Annotated in this window: 20 protein-coding genes and 1 pseudogene; 7 read left to right on the forward strand and 14 right to left on the reverse strand. The window is 61.1% G+C overall.

Features of this window, described 5'->3' with window-relative positions:
- The first annotated feature begins 148 nt into the window (after window positions 1-148).
- Window positions 149-691, forward strand: coding sequence for a hemerythrin domain-containing protein (locus QCE88_RS39975; RefSeq protein WP_309911449.1), 543 nt, complete (start codon window positions 149-151; stop codon window positions 689-691).
- Window positions 692-888: 197 nt separating this feature from the next.
- Here the strand turns inward: QCE88_RS39975 and QCE88_RS39980 are convergent, their stop codons facing one another.
- The 8 genes and pseudogenes from QCE88_RS39980 to QCE88_RS40015 all read right to left on the reverse strand — a co-directional run bounded on the left by QCE88_RS39980 (window position 889) and on the right by QCE88_RS40015 (window position 9,944).
- The gene (locus QCE88_RS39980) at window positions 889-1,188 is read right to left on the reverse strand and encodes a hypothetical protein (RefSeq protein ID WP_309911450.1); all 300 of its coding nucleotides are present in this window, start codon (window positions 1,186-1,188) and stop codon (window positions 889-891) included.
- Window positions 1,185-1,559 carry a phage holin family protein gene (locus QCE88_RS39985; protein WP_309911451.1) on the reverse strand — a complete coding sequence of 125 codons (375 nt, stop codon included), beginning with the start codon at window positions 1,557-1,559 and terminating at the stop codon, window positions 1,185-1,187. Before QCE88_RS39985 ends, QCE88_RS39980 begins: the two co-directional genes overlap by 4 nt.
- Before the next feature lie 149 nt (window positions 1,560-1,708).
- Complete coding sequence (locus QCE88_RS39990) at window positions 1,709-2,941, reverse strand: phosphatidylserine decarboxylase family protein (RefSeq protein ID WP_309911453.1); 1,233 nt, start codon at window positions 2,939-2,941, stop codon at window positions 1,709-1,711.
- Window positions 2,942-4,178: 1,237 nt separating this feature from the next.
- Window positions 4,179-4,361, reverse strand: coding sequence for a hypothetical protein (locus QCE88_RS39995; RefSeq protein WP_309911455.1), 183 nt, complete (start codon window positions 4,359-4,361; stop codon window positions 4,179-4,181).
- Window positions 4,362-4,928: 567 nt separating this feature from the next.
- Window positions 4,929-5,852, reverse strand: coding sequence for a hypothetical protein (locus QCE88_RS40000; RefSeq protein WP_309911456.1), 924 nt, complete (start codon window positions 5,850-5,852; stop codon window positions 4,929-4,931).
- A gap of 1,009 nt (window positions 5,853-6,861) precedes the next feature.
- A pseudogene (locus QCE88_RS40005) lies at window positions 6,862-7,357 on the reverse strand (ferritin-like domain-containing protein).
- A 757-nt stretch (window positions 7,358-8,114) separates the two neighbouring features.
- Window positions 8,115-9,266 (reverse strand): YihY/virulence factor BrkB family protein, encoded by a 1,152-nt coding sequence (locus QCE88_RS40010; RefSeq protein WP_309911457.1) that lies wholly within the window; start codon window positions 9,264-9,266, stop codon window positions 8,115-8,117.
- Between the two features lie 132 nt (window positions 9,267-9,398).
- Window positions 9,399-9,944: a DUF4142 domain-containing protein gene (locus QCE88_RS40015; RefSeq protein ID WP_309911459.1), complete on the reverse strand. Its 546-nt coding sequence runs from the start codon at window positions 9,942-9,944 to the stop codon at window positions 9,399-9,401.
- A 1,058-nt stretch (window positions 9,945-11,002) separates the two neighbouring features.
- Here QCE88_RS40015 and QCE88_RS40020 point away from each other — a divergent pair.
- Window positions 11,003-11,878, forward strand: a complete 876-nt coding sequence (locus QCE88_RS40020) for a manganese catalase family protein (RefSeq protein WP_309911460.1) — start codon at window positions 11,003-11,005, stop codon at window positions 11,876-11,878.
- 211 nt (window positions 11,879-12,089) lie between these two features.
- Here the strand turns inward: QCE88_RS40020 and QCE88_RS40025 are convergent, their stop codons facing one another.
- Window positions 12,090-12,527, reverse strand: a complete 438-nt coding sequence (locus QCE88_RS40025; RefSeq protein WP_309911461.1) for a GNAT family N-acetyltransferase — start codon at window positions 12,525-12,527, stop codon at window positions 12,090-12,092.
- A gap of 174 nt (window positions 12,528-12,701) precedes the next feature.
- A complete protein-coding gene (locus QCE88_RS40030) occupies window positions 12,702-12,962 on the reverse strand; it encodes a hypothetical protein (protein ID WP_309911463.1) in 261 nt (86 codons plus the stop codon).
- A gap of 89 nt (window positions 12,963-13,051) precedes the next feature.
- Here QCE88_RS40030 and QCE88_RS40035 point away from each other — a divergent pair, with 89 nt between their 5' ends.
- From QCE88_RS40035 to QCE88_RS40045, 3 genes are all read left to right on the forward strand, one after another.
- Entirely contained in the window at window positions 13,052-13,576 is a 525-nt protein-coding gene (locus tag QCE88_RS40035) for a low affinity iron permease family protein (RefSeq protein WP_309911465.1), read from the forward strand.
- A 992-nt stretch (window positions 13,577-14,568) separates the two neighbouring features.
- Window positions 14,569-14,931: a hypothetical protein gene (locus tag QCE88_RS40040; RefSeq protein WP_309911466.1), complete on the forward strand. Its 363-nt coding sequence runs from the start codon at window positions 14,569-14,571 to the stop codon at window positions 14,929-14,931.
- 594 nt (window positions 14,932-15,525) lie between these two features.
- A complete protein-coding gene (locus QCE88_RS40045) occupies window positions 15,526-15,939 on the forward strand; it encodes an NUDIX hydrolase (RefSeq protein WP_309911468.1) in 414 nt (137 codons plus the stop codon).
- 308 nt (window positions 15,940-16,247) lie between these two features.
- Here the strand turns inward: QCE88_RS40045 and QCE88_RS40050 are convergent, their stop codons facing one another.
- Window positions 16,248-16,415, reverse strand: a complete 168-nt coding sequence (locus tag QCE88_RS40050) for a DUF6723 family protein (protein WP_309911483.1) — start codon at window positions 16,413-16,415, stop codon at window positions 16,248-16,250.
- Between QCE88_RS40050 and QCE88_RS40055 the strand changes: the two genes are divergently transcribed.
- Window positions 16,382-17,764 (forward strand): cation:proton antiporter, encoded by a 1,383-nt coding sequence (locus QCE88_RS40055; RefSeq protein WP_309911469.1) that lies wholly within the window; start codon window positions 16,382-16,384, stop codon window positions 17,762-17,764. The two genes, QCE88_RS40050 and QCE88_RS40055, sit on opposite strands and share 34 nt — an antisense overlap.
- A 239-nt stretch (window positions 17,765-18,003) precedes the next feature.
- The gene (locus QCE88_RS40060; RefSeq protein WP_309911471.1) at window positions 18,004-18,381 is read left to right on the forward strand and encodes a DUF3331 domain-containing protein; all 378 of its coding nucleotides are present in this window, start codon (window positions 18,004-18,006) and stop codon (window positions 18,379-18,381) included.
- A gap of 45 nt (window positions 18,382-18,426) precedes the next feature.
- Here the strand turns inward: QCE88_RS40060 and QCE88_RS40065 are convergent, their stop codons facing one another.
- The 3 genes from QCE88_RS40065 to QCE88_RS40075 form a co-directional block, all read right to left on the reverse strand.
- Window positions 18,427-18,888, reverse strand: coding sequence for a hypothetical protein (locus QCE88_RS40065; protein ID WP_309911474.1), 462 nt, complete (start codon window positions 18,886-18,888; stop codon window positions 18,427-18,429).
- 70 nt (window positions 18,889-18,958) lie between these two features.
- Window positions 18,959-20,107 (reverse strand): L-dopachrome tautomerase-related protein, encoded by a 1,149-nt coding sequence (locus tag QCE88_RS40070; protein WP_309911476.1) that lies wholly within the window; start codon window positions 20,105-20,107, stop codon window positions 18,959-18,961.
- 93 nt (window positions 20,108-20,200) lie between these two features.
- The gene (locus QCE88_RS40075) at window positions 20,201-20,626 is read right to left on the reverse strand and encodes a hypothetical protein (RefSeq protein WP_309911477.1); all 426 of its coding nucleotides are present in this window, start codon (window positions 20,624-20,626) and stop codon (window positions 20,201-20,203) included.
- Window positions 20,627-21,028 lie beyond the last annotated feature (402 nt).

Raw genomic sequence — 21,028 nt, forward strand, 5'->3', positions numbered from 1 at the left:
TGCTGCGCAATCGGAAACGAACGGCGTAAGCCGCGCGGGCAGCCGCAGCACGCTCCTATTTTCGCCGAGCAATAGCATGGCGCGGTCGACTAGCCGGGTCCGCGCCTTGCTCTGTGCAGGAGCCATTCAACTCAGAACGGAGGACAATATGTCCCGCCAAGATCCCACACAAACGACGACCGCCGCTACCGCCCGGGCGACGCAGAGCCAAGACGCGATCCAGCTGCTGACCGAGGATCATCGTGCCGTCCAGAAGCTGTTCGATGCGTTCGGGAAAACCGCGAGGGACGATCTCGACGCGAAGACCACGCTCGTCCGCCGCGCCTGCGAAGAGCTCACGGTGCACGCAATGATCGAGGAGGAACTGCTTTATCCCGCCGCCCAGGAAGCGCTCGGCGAGAACGACCGCCCCGACGTCGAGGAAGCGTATGTCGAACACTTTCTCGTGAAGGTGCTGATTGAAAAATTTGTGAAGCTGAAAGCAGGCGACGCGGGCTTCGACGCGACCTTCAAGGTGATGAGCGAGATGGTGAACCATCACATCGAAGAGGAAGAGTCGGACCTGTTCCCCAAGCTGCGGAAGTCGGGCGCGGATCTCGACGCACTCGGCAAAAAGCTGATGCAGCGCAAGGAAGAACTCGAATCGAAGATCCCAAAGGATGCGGGCGATAACACCGCACGCCTGCACTGACCGGCGCTCATCGAGAGTTACGCGGCGGTCCGGCGCCAACGCGGTCATCGGCGCGACGCGTGGCCCCGCCAGGTGAGCCAAGCGGCAGGCGGCAACGTTGAGTTGAGCGGCGCTTACGCGATGGACACCCGGGAAACCCCGCGCGATGTTCGTTCTTTCGATGCGGGCGCTCAGACGTCCGCATCGAGAGTCCTGCTCTACTCCCGCAGTCCGCTGAAAAGATCGGAAATCGCGCGATGCGTCGACGCGTTCAATCCCGCGCCGATTGCCGTCTGGACTGTGTGGCGCAGGCCCAGAACCGCGACGCCGACGAGCGCAAGTGCGATGAATTCGGCATTCGGCGAGCGCAGAAACCATGGCGCCCTATTCGTCGCCGGCCGCACGCGCGGCGTGCGCCTGATGCGCAGCGGCGCCTCCGCCTCACGCGCTGCGATGAGTTCCGCGCGCGATTCGGCCATGCGCGCGAGCATGGCTTCCTGAGCCTCGGCGTGCTTCATTGCGCGACCTCCTTGATCGCTTCCATATCGCGCCGCAACTGATCGCGCAGCAACTGGAACGGCTCCGCCGGCCTGCGTGACATCATTACGAGCACGGCAATAACCGCGACCGCGAGCCATGCGCCCGCCACGCACCACGCGGTCAGCGCCAGATGCGGGGTGCCGACCGCCGTTACGATCACGGCGACCGATACGAAGGACAACGTGAACAGCGCGCCGATCGCGAGCGTGACGAGCGCGATCACTTCGTGCAGCACGCGCTTCTTCGTTTCGGCAAGCTCGACTGAAATCAGCTCCCCATAGTCGCCCATGCGTCTCGTGCAAAAGTGGCCGATCCTGCGCCAGTTGGCAATTTTCCTCTGGAGTGTCATCGTTGCTTCTCCGGCGAGTTCAGAATGATGCGCCGCGGGGCCAGCTCGAGCGGTAGTGCCGCAGCGCTCCGCACACTCCCTTCGCGCGCTCATCGTTTGATGCGCGCGTCGGTGTACAGCCTCAATCGCGCACGCTCCCCTTTTATCGGTCAACGCGCCGTGCAGAGATGCGCATTGACGTGCACGGGCGGCGCATCGTCATGGTATGGCGGCTGACGTGCGAAGCTTTCGACTACGCCGGGCCTCAAGATCAGGCAGTACGTAGAGCCGCCGTACTGAAAGTAGCCAAGCTCTTCCCCTTTGCGCACGCGCTGGCCGGGCAACGCCTCAATCATGCACGACGACACTTCCGCCATGCCGACGAACACGCACGCGACTTCCCCGATGGATGGATCATCGCAATCGATGACGATCACCGCGCGCGCCGCGACCGCGGTGATATAGCCTTGCGAATCGTTGAGACTGCCCGGCTCTTCGCCCTCCGAATCGGCATCGGAGTAATAGGTGCCATCGACAAGATACGCCTTCGTGATTGTCCCGCTCACGGGCGCGTGCCAACGGTGGTAAAAAAACGCGCTGAGATAGGCCTGATACACCGTCCCGCCGACAAAGCGGCCCGCGAGCTCCGCTTCCTTCGCGGTAAATATCTCGAGGAGAGAGTATGGCTGCGACTTGATCCAGAAAGATTCCTGAAGCTGCACGTCGTGTTGGATGTTATACGGCGATGCCTCGCACGCGCTAACGATGACCTTGCTGTCGTCCGGGTGCGCGACCGGACGCGCATGGGGTTTGAATTCGCGCGTGAAGAAATGATTCCACGACGCGAAACCCCAATAAGGCTTTTGCGGATCGCAGAGAAACTGATCGAGGCCGATCTTCTCGTCGGCTTCTTTGCTGAACCAGCCGTTGGGTGAATCGGTCGTCAGATGCGTTCGCGAATACGGTCCGCTCAAGAATCCAGACCACACGTTCAGTAATTTCTTCAGATGCGCGTTGAACGCCGGGTCACGAAACAGCGCGTAGCCGGATGGCATGACCATCGGCCAGTCGAGCAATGCGTTGACGGGACAGTGAATCAGGCTCGATGTGCTGAAAGGCGGGGAATAGGTCAGCATCGCATCGAGCAGCACGATGAATTCGTCGATACTCGAATAACCCAGTGTGTAACCGGCTTCGCGCGCCTGGCGGATCGCACGTGTGAAATCCATGCGCACAACCGGATCGTCGCGGATGAACGCCGCCATCTCTTCGACGACGCCGGCTCGCTTCGCCATGTTCGCTCGTTTCCGCGCGTGTTCCGCAAAGGTCTCGCGAAACCGCGCGATCACTTCCTCTTCGCGGGGAAGCCACTCGCCGAGGCGGCGTCGCTCGTCTGTCGCCATGTCGGCTCCGATCGTTTGGTTTGATCGATACGTGTCTAGCAGTTTTCATGCCCTAGTCGCTCTTAACTTCGGTTTGCGGCTACCGCCGCGTCTTGCCGCACGCGAGGTGCCGGCGCGCATCAAAAAAGCTAAGACCGTCCGGCATATCGGATCGACGACGATGTCCTCGGCCTCGCTGTCTGTCCAACATCAGCGGAGATCGCCAAACTAATTCGAGATGGATTTGGGGGCCGTCGGTTGAAAGCCGCGGCCTTCAGCTCTACGCTTTTCGAAGTCGTTTCCAATGCGTCTCCAGTGAGCGTCTATCTGCTGTCGCCAACTCAGGACGCGGTCGTCCTCGCCGGTCAACGATGGGTTCCTGAATGCGCCGTCGCATCGGCGGGAAGAACTGGTCGGCCTCAGTCTTTTCGAAGCGCTTCCCCGCAGTCACGGCGAGCCAGAGGACGCGCGAAGCGCCTTCGCCGCTCGATCGTTCGTGTGATTGAAACAGGAGCGCCAGACGCACTGCCGACGACACGTTGTCCGATTCGCGTCGAAAGGCGGGAAGGTGGCGCAGCGTACGAGAGCGCTCTTAGGCGCCGCAAGCACGCCGATTTTCGGCGAAGAGTCATGCCTGGTCTGGCGGCAACATTGAAGGCACGTGCACCGACCGTTGCGGTCCGCATGCGAGTTGCGAGATCGTTCGATCCGTCAATCAGTTTGCGCTTGCGTTGTAGAGCCGTTGAATGCGTCGGAGCGGACTGGTCGTTGCAAGGGGGCCGCCTGCGTAGTGGCGAACTCGACGATGGCGCGGCCAGACTTGCCGAAGTCGAGACGTCGGTCACGCTGCGAGGTAGTTCGGGCGCTAACGAACTCAACGCCGTCGCAAAGCCCAGTGATCTCACGTGCCCCGAGTGCGGCTACGTCTGGACTCTCTCGACGGCGAAACGACTTCGATACGCAAGGGAAGGCACCTGTTCGGTTCCGCGTCCGGCGTGCTCGAAGACGCGGCCAATAATCGCGCGACGCATCGCGGCCGCAATGACCTAGCTGCCAGAGCTTTATCAATCATTTAAAACGATCTCGTCATTGTGGTTCGCCCTACTGAAGCAACCCGTTTCCGCGGGTGGCTACGTCGCGGGAGCGTCCGCTCGGATCGAGACAGCGCGTTGGATTTCGAGTGGCCACCTGGCCTTGTGTGCTGCGGCTTCGCCACGCGCGAGGGATATGCGCATCGCCCCGCAGGCAATGGTTCTTTTTAGAATGCGCCGCCGAACTCTCGCATCAGCATGCGGCGGATCACCACGAAAATATGAGCGTCGCATCCTGATTTCCGTCCAACGCGGGTTCCGTACATCACGAGATGCCAGAAGTCGTCCATACTGAACGTGGGAAGCCTGTTGCATCCGGCATTTTCTGCGCTCATCGATTCGATGGGCATTTTCGTTCTCCGTGCGAGTCAGCTTGTGACAAGGCTGCGATGCAGATTTTCCATCGGCATTAGTAATCAGGCATACTCATGGGCAGGGCAAGCCGAATGAAAGACCCAGCACCTGTCACGCTCGACGTGCTTCTCGCCATCCGCTCAGCATCGCGTGAGCCTCTTGCAAACGCAAGCGTTCTCGACGCGTTAGGCCGGCTGGGTGTGACAGTTCGTCGAGCAGACCATACGCGAGAAGGCATGACCATCCTGTGCAACGGAGACGTCAGGACGCTGCGCCTCTGCGCAGAGCACCTCGCGTCGCTGTCCTTCGTAGGCGGCGTTTCGGTGCAGCGTTGCGACGAAATGGGTGCATGAGCAATGACGTCGCGCTTCAGTCAAGGAGTGGTGCAACACGTCCGGCGTTTGCCAACAGTGATCGTGAAGGAAACCTCGGGAAGGAGGGCATGACGGCGTCCGGTTTACCGCTGCCAAGTCGGCCACGCGCACTCGAACACACGCGCGAAGCATGCTATGTCGCGTGGCGGGATCGGCGCGTCGCCCGCCACTCCTCTGAAACCAGCTAAATTAGAAGCGACCGCTTGTCTCTAGCGCCCATGCCACTGGAGGTGCATTTTCGCACCGCTCGGCGCCATACTGGGAACATACTCGAAGTAATCCGGGTATGCTGCCTGCCGGCATAGTCGTGAACCAGTTTCTCATCGGGCGCTGAACGCCTTCGTCAGATAATGCGTCGTATGGGTAAGCGGCATCTCTTAAGGTCACCGCCAACCTTTCCACTGCGCATCGCAAAACGAGGGAACGCTCACTCGAGGGATGCAATCTGCACAAAGCCTTCATAACCCGGTTGCGCTCGGTCGCTAAGCGCGCCGAAAGCAAGAGCATCTGCTGGAAAACGAAGTACAGGGGCACCCGGGAATCCTCTGGGATTCGGGTGAGAAGCGGCAGGAGAGTTGGACTAGGCCCGGTCAAGTTCGCCGCGCCGACCATCACACAGGCCAAACGCGCCCACTCGCGCTTGGAAAGACCGAGCAACAAGCCATCTCCACTTTTCGATACCAGCTGAATGACCTCATGATAGCCCCTAGCTCCTTTGGCTCGATTCGCTTTGACGCACATCACCATGAGGTTGCCGGGCGCGTATGCCCCATCATTGTTGATCCTGTCGACCGACCAGTCGCTTTCGGCTAGCGCAGAATGTGTCATGGCCGTCAATGTAATCGGGCACACCGCGCAGTCGATCCTTTTTAGGTAGGCAGGAGTCACTTCGCAGTCGAGAATTCGGCGGCGTCGAAATGCGTTCAGCCGAAGCTGCAACCATTTCGACACGAAGCGATCGGGAAGATGTTGCGGAACGCGAAAATGCTCACGTCCGGCGCGGTATCCGTCCAGTACACTGTGCTCGCTGATTGCAGGGTCCAATACACGGCCAAATCGAGCGAAATCCCAACCGATCTCAAACCCGGTTTCCGCAACGTTGACAGCTTGCATCGCGCTGGCCCCCGCCAAATAGGTTCGGCTTACCTCGTCGTAAGCGTTACAGCAATGCGGGTGCCGCAGAGGCAATCCAACGCTGACGAGGTCAGCGAGAGCGCTTCTTTGATGGCGGAGGGAGAGGAACACAATCGATCCCCGACAGCCAATATTGCTCGCCCGAGGACCGGCAACCCTGTCGCGCCTAACAGGGTTCCAAGCTCAAGCTGAGGAGAGTGGGACGCTGATCCTGAATGAGAGGCGGCTCAAGGTGATGCCCGCCTCCCGCGCCGGCCCACAGTCAATGAAAGCCAATTCGGGGTCCTCTATCGGACGGCGAGAAGCGACTCGCAGCCAGCATTAGCACTGAGCGGCTACGTCCTCGTTGGCGCCAACCTGCAATTGACGAAGCAGCGCAAGCATGGGAAACGGCTTGCTCATAAAGCAGACACAAGGTACGCTCGGGCGCCGTCGAGCATCGGAAATCAAAATCACCGGGATTTGCGCAAGCTTCGGATCCGCAAGCATTGAACGGATTAGCCCCACGCCATCCAAGCCGGGCATAGCACAGTCCGTCACCACAACGTCTGGCGTGCCGATTTCGCGAGCGATAAAGCGTGTTCGCCGTCGGTTGCAGTTCGGACAGTATGACCTTCCGCCGCAATCGCACGCCGAGAGAACCCGGCCACCCCATATCATCATCCACCAGTAGCACCGAAGCCATGCCGAGTTCCTTCGTTGTCGCTTATGGCGGACCGTCTCCTTTGCCTTATGCCCTTTCAGAACGCTTGCCAAGCACAAGAGCTAGCCGCGCGATCACTTTCGACTGACCTCGACGAGCCGCGTGCTCGCAGCGTACGGCTGTCCGCGGCTCTTCATTTGCTAATCCACGGGCGACAGCCTCGCGCTGCCCTGTCCGAAGCATAAGCGCGGCCATGACGTAGGCCGAAAGCTCTTCAGCAACGTACGATAGATACGTCACTGCCCTTCGCGTCTTCTGAGGCCGTACACCCGCGGCGATAACGCGTTACTTGCCCACCTCCTCCTTCGACAATTCTTGCTTGGCAAGCATGGTCAGCTTTTCGTCCGTTGACTTTTCCTCCTCCAACGTCTCCAGTAAAAGATTCATACCTTCTGTATAACCGAGCTTTTTCGCAAGCGTCGCCAGCGTCCCATACGCAGCGATCTCGTAGTGCTCAACTTTCTGAGCCGCCGCGATCAGCGCTGCATCCAGGATCGGGCCCTTCTCGATTTCCTCGATTTGCTCTTGACCCTCTTCAACGAGTCCCTCCATGGCGACGCACTTCAAGCGTTTAAGCTTGACGCCAGTACTTTCGACTACTTGGTCGATCCGCTCCACCTGTCCCTGCGTCTCTTCCAGGTGAGTTTTTGAACGCTGCCGATAATTCAGGATTGGTTGCAGCCCGCGCCAGTCGGGGCAGCGCCTTGGTCAGCTGTTTCTCCGCACTGTAGATATCAGAGAGTCCGTGAATAAAAAGGTCATTAAGGGTTGCGACGGCCATGGCGATTCTCCATAAAGTTGGGCGGTTACGGCGCAGATCTGCCCGCAAACGCTATGCCGCGAATTAGCCTCCACTCCCGCTGGCGGGTGTCGCGATTGCCACGCGCTTCGGTCCCATTAAGGAAGTACAGCGCCTCCGATGTCATGACATATATCAACAGACGAATTCACACGGGTTAGATTTATGCGAGCAGTAGGCGACCTTGTTTTGTTGCTACTACTGGCCAGCGTACTTCTGACGCTGCGCACACGAACGCCGCAAGCGTCCCGGTTGTCGCGGGCCTCTGCAACTCTGTGTGGCCGGAGCATGTGAAACTGGCGCCCTCAATCGGTCGAGGCGTTCGCGAGGTTTGCTGCAGCCACCGCTGCTGTCATCGCGTCGGAACCGCAGATGCGCGATCTTCCTTGATCAATGTGATGTCGTTCTAGTCTCGGTTCGGCGAGGAGGTTTGTCGACATTCGCCCATCGACTTTCGAACGTGGCCTCGAATTGATGCGTCAAGTTGTCCTCGCCACTATCACCGTTATCAACGCAATCCGTTCCGTGTCTCCCGAGACATCACAGAACCACGCCATCGACTTCGATGAAATGTCCGGCAGACGGAAAGTCGCGCTCAGCGCAGCGCGCCCGCACGGCGATGCACGCCACGTTGGCGAGCGATGCGACGGCCGCACCGCCAAGCCACGCGTGACACTGGACTATGATCCAGTTCTGCGAACTAACATGCTTCTTCGCTCAACGGCGTGGGTCACGACGCTCACCGCTTTCGAGCCGCCGGGCGATGCGTGCCCCGCGTGAAAACGAAGAAGCCCGCGCCCGCCGCCGCGATCGCGAACCGGCTCGGATTGGCCTTCACGACGCTGATGCTCCTTGCGAGGAGCCGCGTCCATATCGTCGCGCCGGGTTCCATCGCGCGCGGCACCGGCACGGCCACTGGCACCGGCACGCGCACGGGCGCGGGCGGGGGCGCGTGCACGGTGGCATCGTCGGCCGCGGGGCCGGCAGGCACTTGTCCGCCATTCGGTGGCAGCGCTTCCGGCGATTCCGGCGCGGGCCGTTGCTCGCCTTCGCGCGCTTCAACTCGCGTTGCCGCCGCTTCTGCGCCGAGCAGCAAAACCGCGGCGGCGAAGTAGAGCCACATCAATAGAACGGCAAGCGAGCCCGCCGCGCCAAATGCGTTCGCTGTCCCCGCGTGCGTGAGGTACAACGCGAAAATCTTCTTGCCGACGGAAAATAGCACGGCGGAAATGCTCCCGCCGACGAGCGCATCGCGCCAAGGCACAGGACCATCGGGCAGATATTTGAGCAGCGCGGCAAAAGCGCCGGACAGAATCACGAGTCCGAGCAGGAACTGCACGATGTCGCCAATTATGACGAGCGGCGATTCGCCGAACACCCATTTGCCCGCAGCCTGGACGGCGGTGTCGAGCACCAGCGACACGATCAGCAGAAACGCGACGCCCATGACCAGGCCGAAGGAAATGAGCCGCACCTTGACGAGCATGGCGACGCCCGACTTCTGTTCGGCGTCCTTCGGCCAGATCACCGAAAGCGCCGTGTTTAACGATGAAAACGTCGCTGATGCGCCCACTGCCAGCAGCACGAACGACAGCACCGCCGCGATGCCGCTGCCGCCGCTCTGATGTGCATGCTCGACGATCGCCTGCACGCTCGCTGCCGCCTCCTTGCCGAGCATCCCGCTGATCTGATGAAACAATTGCCCGCGCGCCGCTTCCGCGCCGAACACGAGACCGGCGACGGCGATCACCATGACGAGCGTCGGCGCGAGGGAGAAAGCGGAGTAAAAGGCGATGCTTGCGGCCATCGGCGCGCTGCGGTCGGCGCTGAAGCGTTTGAAGGTGCGAACGGGCCACGCGAAAGCGCCGCCCATCAGCGATTTGACGTCCATGGGTCATCTCCCGGTGATCGGGCGCTCTGTTGAGAGCATCGACGGTGCCAGCCGCCGCGCCCCGAACGCCGACCAGTAAGTACCAGACCCGCGTGCATCGACGCGGGCCTTCCGTGCCACGCTAGATTTCGCTTACTGCACGCCCTTCTTCGCGGCGAGATCCTGCGCCATCTTCAGATGTTTCTGGATGGTAGGCAGCGCCTTCTGCGCAGCCTTCTTGAGGTCGGCGTTCTGACCTTCCTGCGCTTCCTTCTGGAACGCGGCTACGGCCTTCTGATGCCCTTCAACGCCCACCTTCTGGATGTACATGGTGTCGAACTCCTTGCCCTTCAGCGGTCTGAGCGCGTCGATCACCGCGGTGTCCGAGTTGTCCTTCGGGACTGCGACGCCATGCGGGGCCGCCATCTTCAACTGCATGGTCAACTTGGTGTGGTCGACGATCATGTGATGCGCGAAACTTTTAACGTCCTTGTCCTGCGACTGCTTGCTGGCGAGCTTGGCCGTGTCGATTTCGGTCGAACTCGATTCCGACGCGGCCTGTACGAACGCTTTATCGACTGCCGGAAGATCGTTAGCCTGAGTCGTACTTGCCGCCTGCGTCTGCCCAAGAACGGTGATCGGCGCGGCGCTGATCAGCGTGAACGCGGCTAAAGTAGCCAGAGCCGGATGTGCCTTCATGAAAATCTCCTCATTGAATGGTCCAGTCGCTCCGGCCCTTCAGCAATAGCGATGCCGGGTCGCACCGCCCAAACACCAAACGCCGGGAAGTAAAAGGCCGAGCGGGCTGAAACAGAAAGGAACCGCCAATCGAAGGCGCCATACGAGTCTCGTAATATGCCCAACAGGGTTCGTCCGAAAGCCATCCGTTGCACGCACAACTTGAAGATCCGCGCGTGAATTCAGACTGATCGCGGTGGTGCGAGCGTATAGTCGAGGTCCGTTCCATTGTGTTGAAAGACCGTGACTGTCGTTCCTCCGAGGTGCGCGAACATCGTCGCGAAGCCTTTATCTCTTTTGATCGGTCGCGGCATCGGCGCGCCTTGCTCAACCAACATGAACATCCACTGCCTCGAGCCGGCGAGCGGGCCGGTGTTCGATCGGAGTCTCGATAGCCGACGAAGATATCTTCCGGATAGGTTGGCGGCCCGTATTGACTGTCAACATTCCCGCCGCACAGATGATGGCGTTAGCGCAGGCCGCGCGCGGCATGACAATGACCGCCGGAGTCGTGAAGACCAAACGATGAGCCGGGTTTTGAGAAAACCCGAAAACGCTTCGCACCCTTCGCTTATCGCGGCTGCCATGCGATGCGGGCAACGCCCTCCCCGCCCCGCCGCATGCGAGCTCGTCAGTAGCCATTGCGCCCTCCCTGCTCTTACGGCAGGTGGTCGTATCCGTGGATTCCGATCGAATCTCGGGCCCCTTCCGCCGCTGGGACGGGACCCAAGAAGACAGACGGTTAAGCGCACGCCTACCGCCCGTGCGGTGGCACACCGGTTGCTGAAGTGTGCTCACGCGGGCCGCAGCACATCGTATTAGGCTTGCCTCACATATCACGACGCGGCTTCACTGCTGCAACACGCCAGCGCGAGTCCGAGACGCGCTGAGGCCTGCAGTCACACGGCCATAGGCAACGCATGCGCGTCGCTCTTGGGCGCTGCAAGCTAGCTGTTCAACTTCGATGACTCGCGCGAAGCCCGTGAGGGAGTTCGTGCGCCATAAAAGGAGTCGTTCAAATGTTCGTGCATAACAAACGCCTGCAATACACGGTACGCGTGGGCGCCCCCAATCCGGGTCTGGCCAATCTGATGCTGGAGCAATTCGGCGGTCCGCAAGGCGAACTGGCGGCCGCGATGCGTTATTTCACGCAAGCGGTCAGCGAAGACGATGCTGGCCGCAAGGACCTGCTTTTCGATATTGCGACGGAAGAGTTGAGCCATCTTGAAGTCATCGGATCGATCGTCGCGATGCTGAACAAGGGCGCAAAAGGTCAACTCGCAGAAGCCGTCGAGCAGGAAGCCGAATTGTATCGATCGCTCACCGGCCCCGGCAACGATTCGCACGTTACGCAGTTGCTTTACGGCGGAGGTCCGTCGCTCACGAATTCGGCGGGCGTGCCGTGGAGCGCCGCGTATATCGATACGATCGGCGAGCCGACAGCCGATCTGCGTTCGAACATCGCCGCCGAGGCGCGCGCGAAGATCGTCTATGAGCGCCTGATGAACGTGACCGACGATCCGGGCATCAAGGAAGCGCTGGGCTTTCTCATGACGCGCGAAATCGCGCATCAGAAATCGTTCGAGAAGGCGCTGCATTCGATTCAGCCGAACTTTCCGCAAGGCAAGCTGCCGGGCATTCCCGAGTTCGCGAGCGTGTACTTCAACATGTCGAAGGGCGACGATGCGCGCGGACCGTGGAACGAAGGCGGCGACTGGCAGTTCGTCGAGGACCCGCAACCCGCAGTCGACGGCGGCGACGGCACCGCGACCGTGACCGTTACCGAGCAGGACGTGCAGGTGCTGCAAGCGATGGCATCGCGTACGGCTTCAGATCCTTCGGCGGATCCGACGACGGGCGCCGATCTCGGCGCGGGAAGCGCGGACAAGGTGTAAGGTGCACACGGCGCCGTCTGCATTGCAGACGGCGCCGCGCCTGGCGTTTCGTTATCGAGCGCAGCATCCGCCAACCGCTTTTCATATTCAGCGAGTGGAAACCGGGCTAGGGAAATAACCAACAGGGGCAACAACAGCGTATTCATCGACGCTTGCCTGCTGTCACCTTTACCCTTACTTCGATCGAAGCAGCTTCTGGAAGCAACGCGCATCAGGCCGGCCAACGTACGCGCCATAACGCTGCGTCCGAGAAGCCGTTGCGTTCGTAGAAGCGAATCGCGCGATGGTTTACGGCGCGCGTTTCCAGCACGATCTTCCTGCAGCCTGAGGCGGCTGCATCGCTCTCGAGTTGACGGAGAATTGCTTGCCCGACGCCAGCGGCGTTGGGCCGGCTGTAGAGTCGCTTGAGTTCGGCCGTACCGTTGTCGTAATGCCAGAACGCTCCGCATCCCACCGGCTCGCCGAGCGCTGTTCGCGCGATGCAAAAGGCTCCATTCGACGAGCGGAAGTCGGCGAGTTGAAACCGCGATTGCCCTCCGTCTCCTGAGAACACGGCCAGCATTGCGCTGAGTTCATCGAGAAGTCGTGTTCCCTCCGGTGATGTCGGATCGTCGCGGCTCACGACGATGGCAACCGATGATTGACTCATTCGCACCTCCATTTCCTTTGTCCCAGCAATTCAGCGAATCCGGGACCCGCGACGGTTCAAGATGGACGTCGTCTCCAACACGACCACTTCGAAAACGGGCGAACTGTTTGCGTCCGCAGTCCTCTGTGACCTCCTCCCAAGCCAAGGTGTCCCCGCTCGAACGCTTCATGCTCGTCATTCCAGTGCGGCGAGCGCCGCGTTACACGGCTCAGCGAAATGGAGTTCTTCTATCTTTGCCAACAGATGGTGCGCCAAGCGAGCCTCATGAATGAAACCAAACTGCAAGTCGAGCTGGGCGGCCACGGTCTGCCGTCCTCCCACGGCGCGTTCCCAAACGCCGGCATGCGCCTTCCTGTACGGCAGTACTGAAGCCCTTCCACTGCTACTCGACGTCGTGGCGCCAAAATGCTGCGGCGCTTCTTCGCTCGCTTTCATGTCGGCGCTCGCGCCGTGTTCAGCTTACGTCCAGCCGACTGGCACGTGACTTGCCCTCATAAAGTGCAACAGCGACCCGGGAGCAGGCTATGGACAACACCAGAACGTCTCGCTCGTCTGTCGACGAACTCGATACGGTTCCGGACACCGCGAGCCCCGCTTACGCCAATCCACATCCGCTATCCCGTGCTTTCGATAAGTTCGCGAGCTTGGTTACCAGGTGGGCTGGCTCGCCAGCCGCTTTCTGTTTGGCGGTGTTGACAGTGGTTGCGTGGGTTGTAACCGGACCGTTGTTTCACTACTCCGATGGTTGGCAGCTAGTGATCAATACTGGCACAACTGTCGTCACATTTCTGATGGTCTTTTTGATTCAGCAGAGCCAGAATAAAGATAGCGTTGCCCTGCATTTAAAGCTTAACGAGTTGCTCTCGTCGCATCGTGCGGCGAGCAATCAACTCATCGGGATAGAGGACGCTTCCGAGGATGAATTGCGACGTCTTGCGGCAGCTTATCTCCGCCTTTCAACACGATCGGAAGGAATGGGTTCGGCTTCGAGTCCGAAAGAGGCCGTAGCAGAAATCTCCGACAGATACGAGCCCTCGTCCAGCGCGTAGCCTGCTCTTAAATCAACCGAGAGACTCCCGCTGCGGCAAGCGTGCGCTTGTGGACCTGCTCAGTGCTATCGAGCGCGGCTACAACGGTCGTAAGCGCAGCGCCGGAAGCACTCCAGCGGAATCAATTCGTGACTGCCGGAAAGCATCGCTCCAGGTCTTTGACTCGCTGAGGCGTTGGAAAAGCCCGGGTCCTGGGGACAACGAGAGGGCCTCCCGTTGACCATATCCGACGCCGAATGAACGCTCCCTTTCAGATCCCCCGCGAGGTCGAGTTCTCCGGCGAGTTCGTAGTCCGCTATCTCGAGGACAGGGTCGAAGGGCCTTGCTTGAGTGCCGCGTGTGCCCGCCTGCCCTCGCGGGCCTGCCCGATGAGTGAGTTCCTTATGGGTGCAGGAATTACGAGCCGCCAGCCGCGGTCTGGCAAGACAAATCGGGCGACCTCCGAGTCGAGTTGCCCGCGTCTGAGAGCGACACCCAATAACCCGCCAGTGCGACGCACCCTTGGCATCAAACTGGAGGGGCGCCTACTTGCACGCTCACCGAGAGTGGCATGAACGAGGAGACAAACGTCAGCAGAGCCCGCGGAGGCGGGCTTCGAAGAAGCGGTAAGTTAGGAGCAGTAGCCGCCCTTATGATGGGAACCGGTGCCGCCGTGAGGATGTTCTCCCTTCGGGCAAGCGTGGGCGACGTTCACAATACATAGCAGCGCGACGATTAAAGCAGCAATTTTTTTCATAGGGTCTCCTTGTTGTCGTTAGCCCGCACATTTCCGCCGACGGTCACAGTGTGACAATCCTGTTTACGGCAGTCGCTTCGGTCGCTTGAGGTGCGGCCGGAAAAACGCACGCCCGCGTCTTCTCGTTTGCCGCTGCTACCTCTCGACAGCCATTCGCTTGTGCGCAAGGCGTCCAAGCCATGACGTCAGATGTTCGGCATGCCGATTGCAACCATCGGCGGCAGTATTCGCGACGTACGGCGAAATGGAGACAAGGATGGACAATGGCGGCGTTGGCTACGCGTACCTCGGAATACCCGAACGTCTGTCGAGCGCGCTGTTGACTGTCGTAAACCGCATGCAGCAGAGCCTAGCGGGCAAGGAAAGCTGCGCTTGGGCGCAGTTGACAAGTGCAGCGCTGAGCCGATGCGTGCTGCAGTTTGCGAGCATGTACCGCGAACATGGTGCAGATGATCCGCGGCCGGAAGTTTCATGCTCGGAGGTGTTTCACCTGTTCGCCGAGCAGCTGTTGGAAGACGGGACGGACGCTGAATGGTGCGTGCCTGCGCACGTGGTACCAGTCGTTGCTGGCGCTCTTGCGGCACGCAGACAGCTATTGGTTGACCGTATGGGACGCTAATGAGCGCAGCCCGCGTGGTGGTACGGCCTCGGAACCTTCGAACTAGCGGCGCGGGACATCCTATTCCCCGGCGAAGCGCCTGCCAATCCTTGGATGGGCGAGATTCGTGATAGATGCGCTTGCCATACCCGTTCGACGCTGCTCGTCGTCCCTTCGCGATTCGCCTTCGACATCCGACGCTGACTTCGAGTGCCAGGAGCTTTGCGACAACCGCGACCTCATTGTCTCTGCGAGCTAAGCTAGCTCAACGAACATGTACCAAGGCCAATACGCCAGGTGGTAGAACCAGAGAAAAGCACTTCGAAACTCCGTTTGGCAATGTCGAGGCACGCAGTCTGCCGGAAACGCGCGCGACTCGCGGTACCCAACGTACACCGTTCCGATGATGACCCGGAGCAACGCCAAGATGAGCGTTGGCATAGACAAAGGGCAGGCCATGCCGAAGAGAGCGGCCGGAAAGCAGATTTCGGCACCCGAACGCGATTTCATCACGCCCCCCACGATACCGGAAAACAGTTAGGCTATACCGTCGGACCCAGATGTGCCCGTGACCGTTAGGAAGCCGCCCCTCTTCAACCTAGGATTTTCAGTCTCATGAAACGTAGAGCAACCGTGATTTGCGAACGGGACGGACGAGTCCTCCTTGTTGCCCGGGCAACAGGACGATGGGCGTTCCCTGGCGGTCGCATCGAGACAGCCGAGGAGCCCGCTGACGCCGCAGGGCGGGAGTTACAGGAGGAGACGGGGCTTGCTGCTTTGCAGGTCCGCTATGCGTTTCAGTTTCGCGGACTGCGCACTCGACACTTCGTCTTCATCGCGAGTGTGGAAGCGGACGCGACCGCGGTCCCATCGAACGAGATTGCTCGGTGCAAATGGATTCGGCTGAAGGAACTTCGCAGCGTCGAGGCGAGCATTCCGACCAAAGGCATCGCGGAGATTTTTCTGAAGCAAGCGAACAGCAGGAACGGAGTTGCGCTAACCGAATCTATTGCTTCCTTGGCCGCCTAGTCGTCGAGAAGGGAGTGTTCTCAAGAGCTCTCAAACAACTCCACTTTAGGAAGGCCTGGTCGTATCGTCAGTAAGCAAAATCCGAATCTGAGCGTCGGGGAAAAGCCTCCGCGCGAGTATGACCGCCTGACATTTGTCATGCACTACCATGCTGCTGACTTTTTGCGTTGCCGGGGCCTCCATTTGCCAGCCGCCACGACACGCACTAACAACAACTTCCATTTCATCGACACCTTCTTCTGTCACCATGATGACCTCTTGCATTCTCCGACGTCTGGGTGCGGCATGTCCTGCTTTGACCTCTCCTCCTAAAGCTCAGGACTTCGTAGGTCGGCGGCCACTATCTCGTCACCGCGCTCAATCGCTGCTTCTCTAGCTGCGTTTTTCGACGCGCAAGGCCCGATCTCGTCCGCGCCGCCACGGGCGCGATTTGGAATGTCGATTGCTCGACCGCGTTTCCGACGAGCGTGTATCACCGGCAAGCGCGGTCCACGAAGTCAAGGAGCAAGCGGTGGTCATCGAGGCGGTCTGGTTCATGGTGGTAGGCGCGCTGCTGATTCTCATGGCCGTCATGCGCGGCGTGATCTCGCGCCTGCCGATGACCGGCGCCATGGTCTATCTCGCCGCGGGATTCGCGCTGGGCCCGGCCGGCGCCGGCTTGCTCGAGCCCGACATCGAAGGGAATCTGCGTCTGTTGCGCGTGCTGACGGAAGCCGGTCTCGTCGTCTCGCTGTTTGCGATCGGCATGCATTTGCGCGTGCCGCTTTCGAACGAACTCTGGCGGCTCACGCTGCGGCTCGCGGGCCCGGCGATGATCCTGACGATCGGCCTCGTGTATGTCGCCGCGCGCTTCGGCCTCGGCCTCGCCTCGGGACCTGCGCTGCTGCTCGCGGCGATACTCGCCCCGACCGATCCCGTGCTCGCCAACGAATTGCGCGTGTGCAAGGCCGGCGACGATGAGCCGCTGCGCTTCGCGCTTTCGTCCGAGGGCGGCTGCAACGACGGCGCCGCGTACCCGTTCGCATTGGTCGCGCTCGCGCTATGCGGAAGTGCAAGCCCCGGCAGCGGCAATCCGTGGACCTTCGCGGCGGCTATCGCCTGGGGCGTCGTCAGTGCGCTCGTCATCGGCTGGGGACTCGGATCGGGCGTCGTGCGCCTCGTGATTCGTCTGCGAACGCGCTACCGGCAGGCGCTCGGGCTCGAAGGCTTCATCGCACTCGGGCTCATGGCGCTTGCCTATGGCGCGGCGCTGCTCGTGCACGGCTATGCGTTCATCGCGGTGTTCGCGGCCGGCGTGTCCTTGCGCCGGCAGGAGCTCGCCGCAACCGGCAAGACCTCGCCCAGCAAGGCGCTCGAGTCGGTCGAACGCGGCGAGCGCGAGGAAGCCGCCCGCGACCCCGAGCTCGCGCACGCCTACATGGCCGAGACGATGATGGCGTTCGCGCTCGAGTTCGAACGGCTGGTCGAATTCGCGTTGATGCTGTTGATCGGGAGCGTCGTGTCGGCGCATTGGCGGGCGCTTCTCCACTGGCGGGTCATATGGCCCGCGCTCTTTCTGTTCTTCGTCGCCCGTCCGCTCAGCGCGACGATATCGCTCGCCGGTTCCTGCATGGACCGGCCGCAGCGCCTGCTCGCGGGATGGCTCGGCATACGGGGCGTCGGCGCCTTCTACTACCTGCTCTTCGCGCTCGAACAGGCGGGCGGAGAACATGTCCGGCCGATCGCGCCGATCGTGCTCGCGACCATCGTGCTTTCCGTCGTCCTGCATGGCTCGAGCGCGACCTCGCTGCTGCACCGGTACTTCGCGAATCGCGGTTCGAGGTAACGCTTCCCGGAACCACCACTACAAGCGCGGCCGCTCCATTTCCGACGATCGCGAAACTGCGTGCGGATCGCGGTTCGGAGTCCGGTCGCGTCGCGCAAAGGCCCTGTTTGATACCGGAAGCTTCCGGACACGACCCATGAGTGGCGTCGTGCGCTGTTTCGGCATGACGAATGCGTCGTATGAAAACGGAGCCGGCGCATGCCGGGATCGACCGACACTCGCAAACAGATCAGCAACCTATGGCGACCATCGACAATACCCAGACGGCACTCGAAGCGCGTGTAACCTGGTTCGACTGTCTTGCACCTTCCCAGGAATCATTGCGCCGTTCAGCAGCGATGCGCCCGACCGCGCACAGTCATGTGTCGATCACGATACGAGAGCGTCTGACGTCCCGCACCGCGAGCGTGTCGTGGTCGGACTCGCAACTGGGTTGCCTCGCCGAACAAGTCTGGTCGCTTGGCAGAGCGCGCGCGGAAGATGTCTGCTCCATCAGCGGCGAGCACATCAAGCGAGGCGATCTCGTGTTCCGGCCGAGAAAGACCCGGCCGCCCGCCATCAATGAACGCTCGGTCATCGCCGCGCATCACGTGCTCGATGCGCCGCTCGCGGAGTGAAGCATGAAGCGCCGCGCGGCGCGGCGTGTCGCGCGGCGAGTGGCCTCAGCGGGACGCGCGTCGCGCCAGCGCGGCGATTGCGAATCCCGCGGCTAACGCGACATATGTCATGGCCAGCGAGCGCCTCGGCAAATGCGTCTCGAATCCCGGTGTGAAGCGTTTCGGCACGACGTGGTAGTCGACCACATAAGCGACGACGGCGGTCGCCGCGGCAGCGCTTACGATTCCCGCGGGACGGCTCCGTCGTCCGCACAGCGCTTCGAACAGCACGCTCCAGAACACCGCGCTGCCCATGTGGATCGTCGCGCCGAGCGCCGTGTAGCGGATGCTCGGCCTTTCCTGCGACGATGCGTCGGGCCACACACAATGCGTCACGGCATTCAGCGCGGCGTAGGGCGCATGACCCGCACGCTGCGCGCCGGTGCAGGCCGCCGAGGCCGATGCCAGTCCCGCTGCCAGACCCGAGCAGAGCACGTGGACGCGCCGGTCATCGAATCGCTGTTCCATACGCTGCTTTCCTCTTTCTGCGTCAATATCCACGGTGAACGAGTCACGCCGAGTACGGCGTCGCCCGGCGCTAGCGTCCTCGAATCGCATACAGCCGCGTCGGCAGCGCGATCGGACTCTGCGGATCGAACCAGCTCATCTCGGGAATGCGCGAATCGGTGATGTAGATCGTGCCGTCGGCGCCTTCCGAGAACGTGTCGGGCCAGATCAGCGCGCGATTCCGTAGCAGCGTGTCGATGCGCTCGCCGTCACGCACGCGAATCGCATGATGCTCGACCGATGAAACATAGAGACGTCCACGCTCGTCGAACCAGAGCCCGTCCGCGGGACCATCGATACCCACCGCCTCCACGCGCGCCGAGACCTGCCGCGGACTGAGCTGCGCATTCTGCAGCGCGTCGGTTGCGATCCGATAAAGCGTTTTGCCCTTGACCGCCTGCCAATAGAGGTAACGTCCGTCCGGCGTCAGCGCGATGCCGTCGGCGGAAAAGCTCACGGGCCTGCCGTCCGTCTGTTGCAGCGGCTTGCCGTCGACCTTCACGGTGACGGTCTTGTCGGCCTGCGTGCTCGGATCGCCGTCGAGAACACGTCGTGCGCTGCCCGACCCCGTGTCGAGCACGACGATCGCTCCGCGCACGCCGGAATCGGTGATGTAGACGAAACGCCCGTCCGGACTGATGCGCACATCGTTGAGATAGCTTCCTTGCGGCGCGATGGTTTCATCGAACGCATAGACTTGCGCGACGTGGTTCGACGCGAGATCGATCCGCACGAGCTTCGGCGCGCCGGGCACGACGAGCGATTGCGCCGGCGCGCCCGGATCGATCACCCAGAGGTTGCCGTGCTTGTCCGCCACGACGGACTGCACGCATACCCAATGATCCTGCGGCGTGACTTCGTCGCGGCGCGCATTGCGCCAGCTATTCCATTCGGGATCCGGATAAGGACGCAGATCGCCGGACGCTCCGAGCTCCGCGACGGAGATGGGCGCGTCCTCCGTCCAGCGGGGGAAGTTGACGAAAGTGCGGCCATCCGGCGTGAGCGTCACGCCAGTGACCTGATGTTCGAACGTGGCGATGAGCTGAAGCTGCGGACCGCCGCCTCGGGCATGATCGCCGCGCCTGTCCGCGCTCTCCTCGGCAACGCCCGCCCGAGCGAACGCGGCGAGGCTCAGTGTGAGGAAAAGGATTCGGCACAGCGGCTTCGAGATGGACGCCATGATCGCCTCCGATGGTGGCATTGCGCGATGACAGCAATCGTGGTGCCAAAACTTTTCCGACCTGCTTGCCTGTGCAGACCCGATGCGCCAAGGTCACGGCTTCCGCTTGGACACAATCGCGTAAGCGACGACCCACATGGTCGCCTCGACCGCGGCGACCATGATCGTCTGAGTGCAGGCTGTGACGGAAATCGCCGGAAACGGAATGCGATAGAACCACCACGGCGCCTGCGGACCACCGAGGCCATTGAACAAGGCGACGACCTTCGGCAAGGTTGCGCCGCCCATGAAGCCGCCAATCAACAGGGCGACGAGCAGCTTCTCCTTCAGCGTCCTCTTAGAGGATGTGGGCCAGAAACAGAAAAGCACCGCCGCAATGCAGTACTGAGCAGAGAGCCAAAGGACGACCAGGTCGACCGGATGCGTCGCCGCTCGTTCGTAGTACCGGTCGATACAAATAAAAAGCGCAAACGCGATGATCAACGACGTCGAGCCCAGAACTCTCGGTCTCTTCGACATGACCGCTGCGGGCGGGGCATGGAACTCGACTCTCACGGAATAAACCTCGACAGGCACGGTGCCAGAAGACTCGCATTAGCGGGTCTTTCGGCACAGGAGAATGCTTTCATTCGAGCACTCGACGTACCACATCGTGCGAGCCTCACGAACGAGTTGGCGTCCGAAAGGAGCGTCCTCCGGACACTAGCGACGCGGCATCAACCCGGTCAACGCGCATCGCGCCGAATCCCTATCTGCTTAGCGAATTGAACGCTTCCTCGAGCGCGATTACTGCTTGCGCAATGGCCATGAAACGGTATATACCGTTATTTGCATCACGATAAGCGTGAAGTCCGACCCTCGGACGACACGACTTCACCGCTCACCATGAGGGGCGTGAACCAGGTATTCGCATGCCAGAAA

It is taken from the genome of Caballeronia sp. LZ035 (assembly GCF_031451175.1).
In the GTDB taxonomy this organism is placed as follows: Bacteria; Pseudomonadota; Gammaproteobacteria; order Burkholderiales; family Burkholderiaceae; genus Caballeronia.

Coding starts and splice junctions, on each gene's coding strand:
- QCE88_RS40045 (WP_309911468.1), top strand. CDS start 15,526: ATGAAACGTAGAGCAACCGTGATTTGCGAACGGGACGGACGAGTCCTC.
- QCE88_RS40000 (WP_309911456.1), bottom strand. CDS start 5,852: ATGCAAGCTGTCAACGTTGCGGAAACCGGGTTTGAGATCGGTTGGGAT.
- QCE88_RS40075 (WP_309911477.1), bottom strand. CDS start 20,626: ATGTCGAAGAGACCGAGAGTTCTGGGCTCGACGTCGTTGATCATCGCG.
- QCE88_RS39995 (WP_309911455.1), bottom strand. CDS start 4,361: ATGCCCATCGAATCGATGAGCGCAGAAAATGCCGGATGCAACAGGCTT.
- QCE88_RS39980 (WP_309911450.1), bottom strand. CDS start 1,188: ATGAAGCACGCCGAGGCTCAGGAAGCCATGCTCGCGCGCATGGCCGAA.
- QCE88_RS40035 (WP_309911465.1), top strand. CDS start 13,052: ATGGACAACACCAGAACGTCTCGCTCGTCTGTCGACGAACTCGATACG.
- QCE88_RS40065 (WP_309911474.1), bottom strand. CDS start 18,888: ATGGAACAGCGATTCGATGACCGGCGCGTCCACGTGCTCTGCTCGGGT.
- QCE88_RS39975 (WP_309911449.1), top strand. CDS start 149: ATGTCCCGCCAAGATCCCACACAAACGACGACCGCCGCTACCGCCCGG.
- QCE88_RS39990 (WP_309911453.1), bottom strand. CDS start 2,941: ATGGCGACAGACGAGCGACGCCGCCTCGGCGAGTGGCTTCCCCGCGAA.
- QCE88_RS39985 (WP_309911451.1), bottom strand. CDS start 1,559: ATGACACTCCAGAGGAAAATTGCCAACTGGCGCAGGATCGGCCACTTT.
- QCE88_RS40010 (WP_309911457.1), bottom strand. CDS start 9,266: ATGGACGTCAAATCGCTGATGGGCGGCGCTTTCGCGTGGCCCGTTCGC.
- QCE88_RS40025 (WP_309911461.1), bottom strand. CDS start 12,527: ATGAGTCAATCATCGGTTGCCATCGTCGTGAGCCGCGACGATCCGACA.
- QCE88_RS40040 (WP_309911466.1), top strand. CDS start 14,569: ATGGACAATGGCGGCGTTGGCTACGCGTACCTCGGAATACCCGAACGT.
- QCE88_RS40070 (WP_309911476.1), bottom strand. CDS start 20,107: ATGGCGTCCATCTCGAAGCCGCTGTGCCGAATCCTTTTCCTCACACTG.
- QCE88_RS40030 (WP_309911463.1), bottom strand. CDS start 12,962: ATGAAAGCGAGCGAAGAAGCGCCGCAGCATTTTGGCGCCACGACGTCG.
- QCE88_RS40020 (WP_309911460.1), top strand. CDS start 11,003: ATGTTCGTGCATAACAAACGCCTGCAATACACGGTACGCGTGGGCGCC.
- QCE88_RS40015 (WP_309911459.1), bottom strand. CDS start 9,944: ATGAAGGCACATCCGGCTCTGGCTACTTTAGCCGCGTTCACGCTGATC.
- QCE88_RS40060 (WP_309911471.1), top strand. CDS start 18,004: ATGGCGACCATCGACAATACCCAGACGGCACTCGAAGCGCGTGTAACC.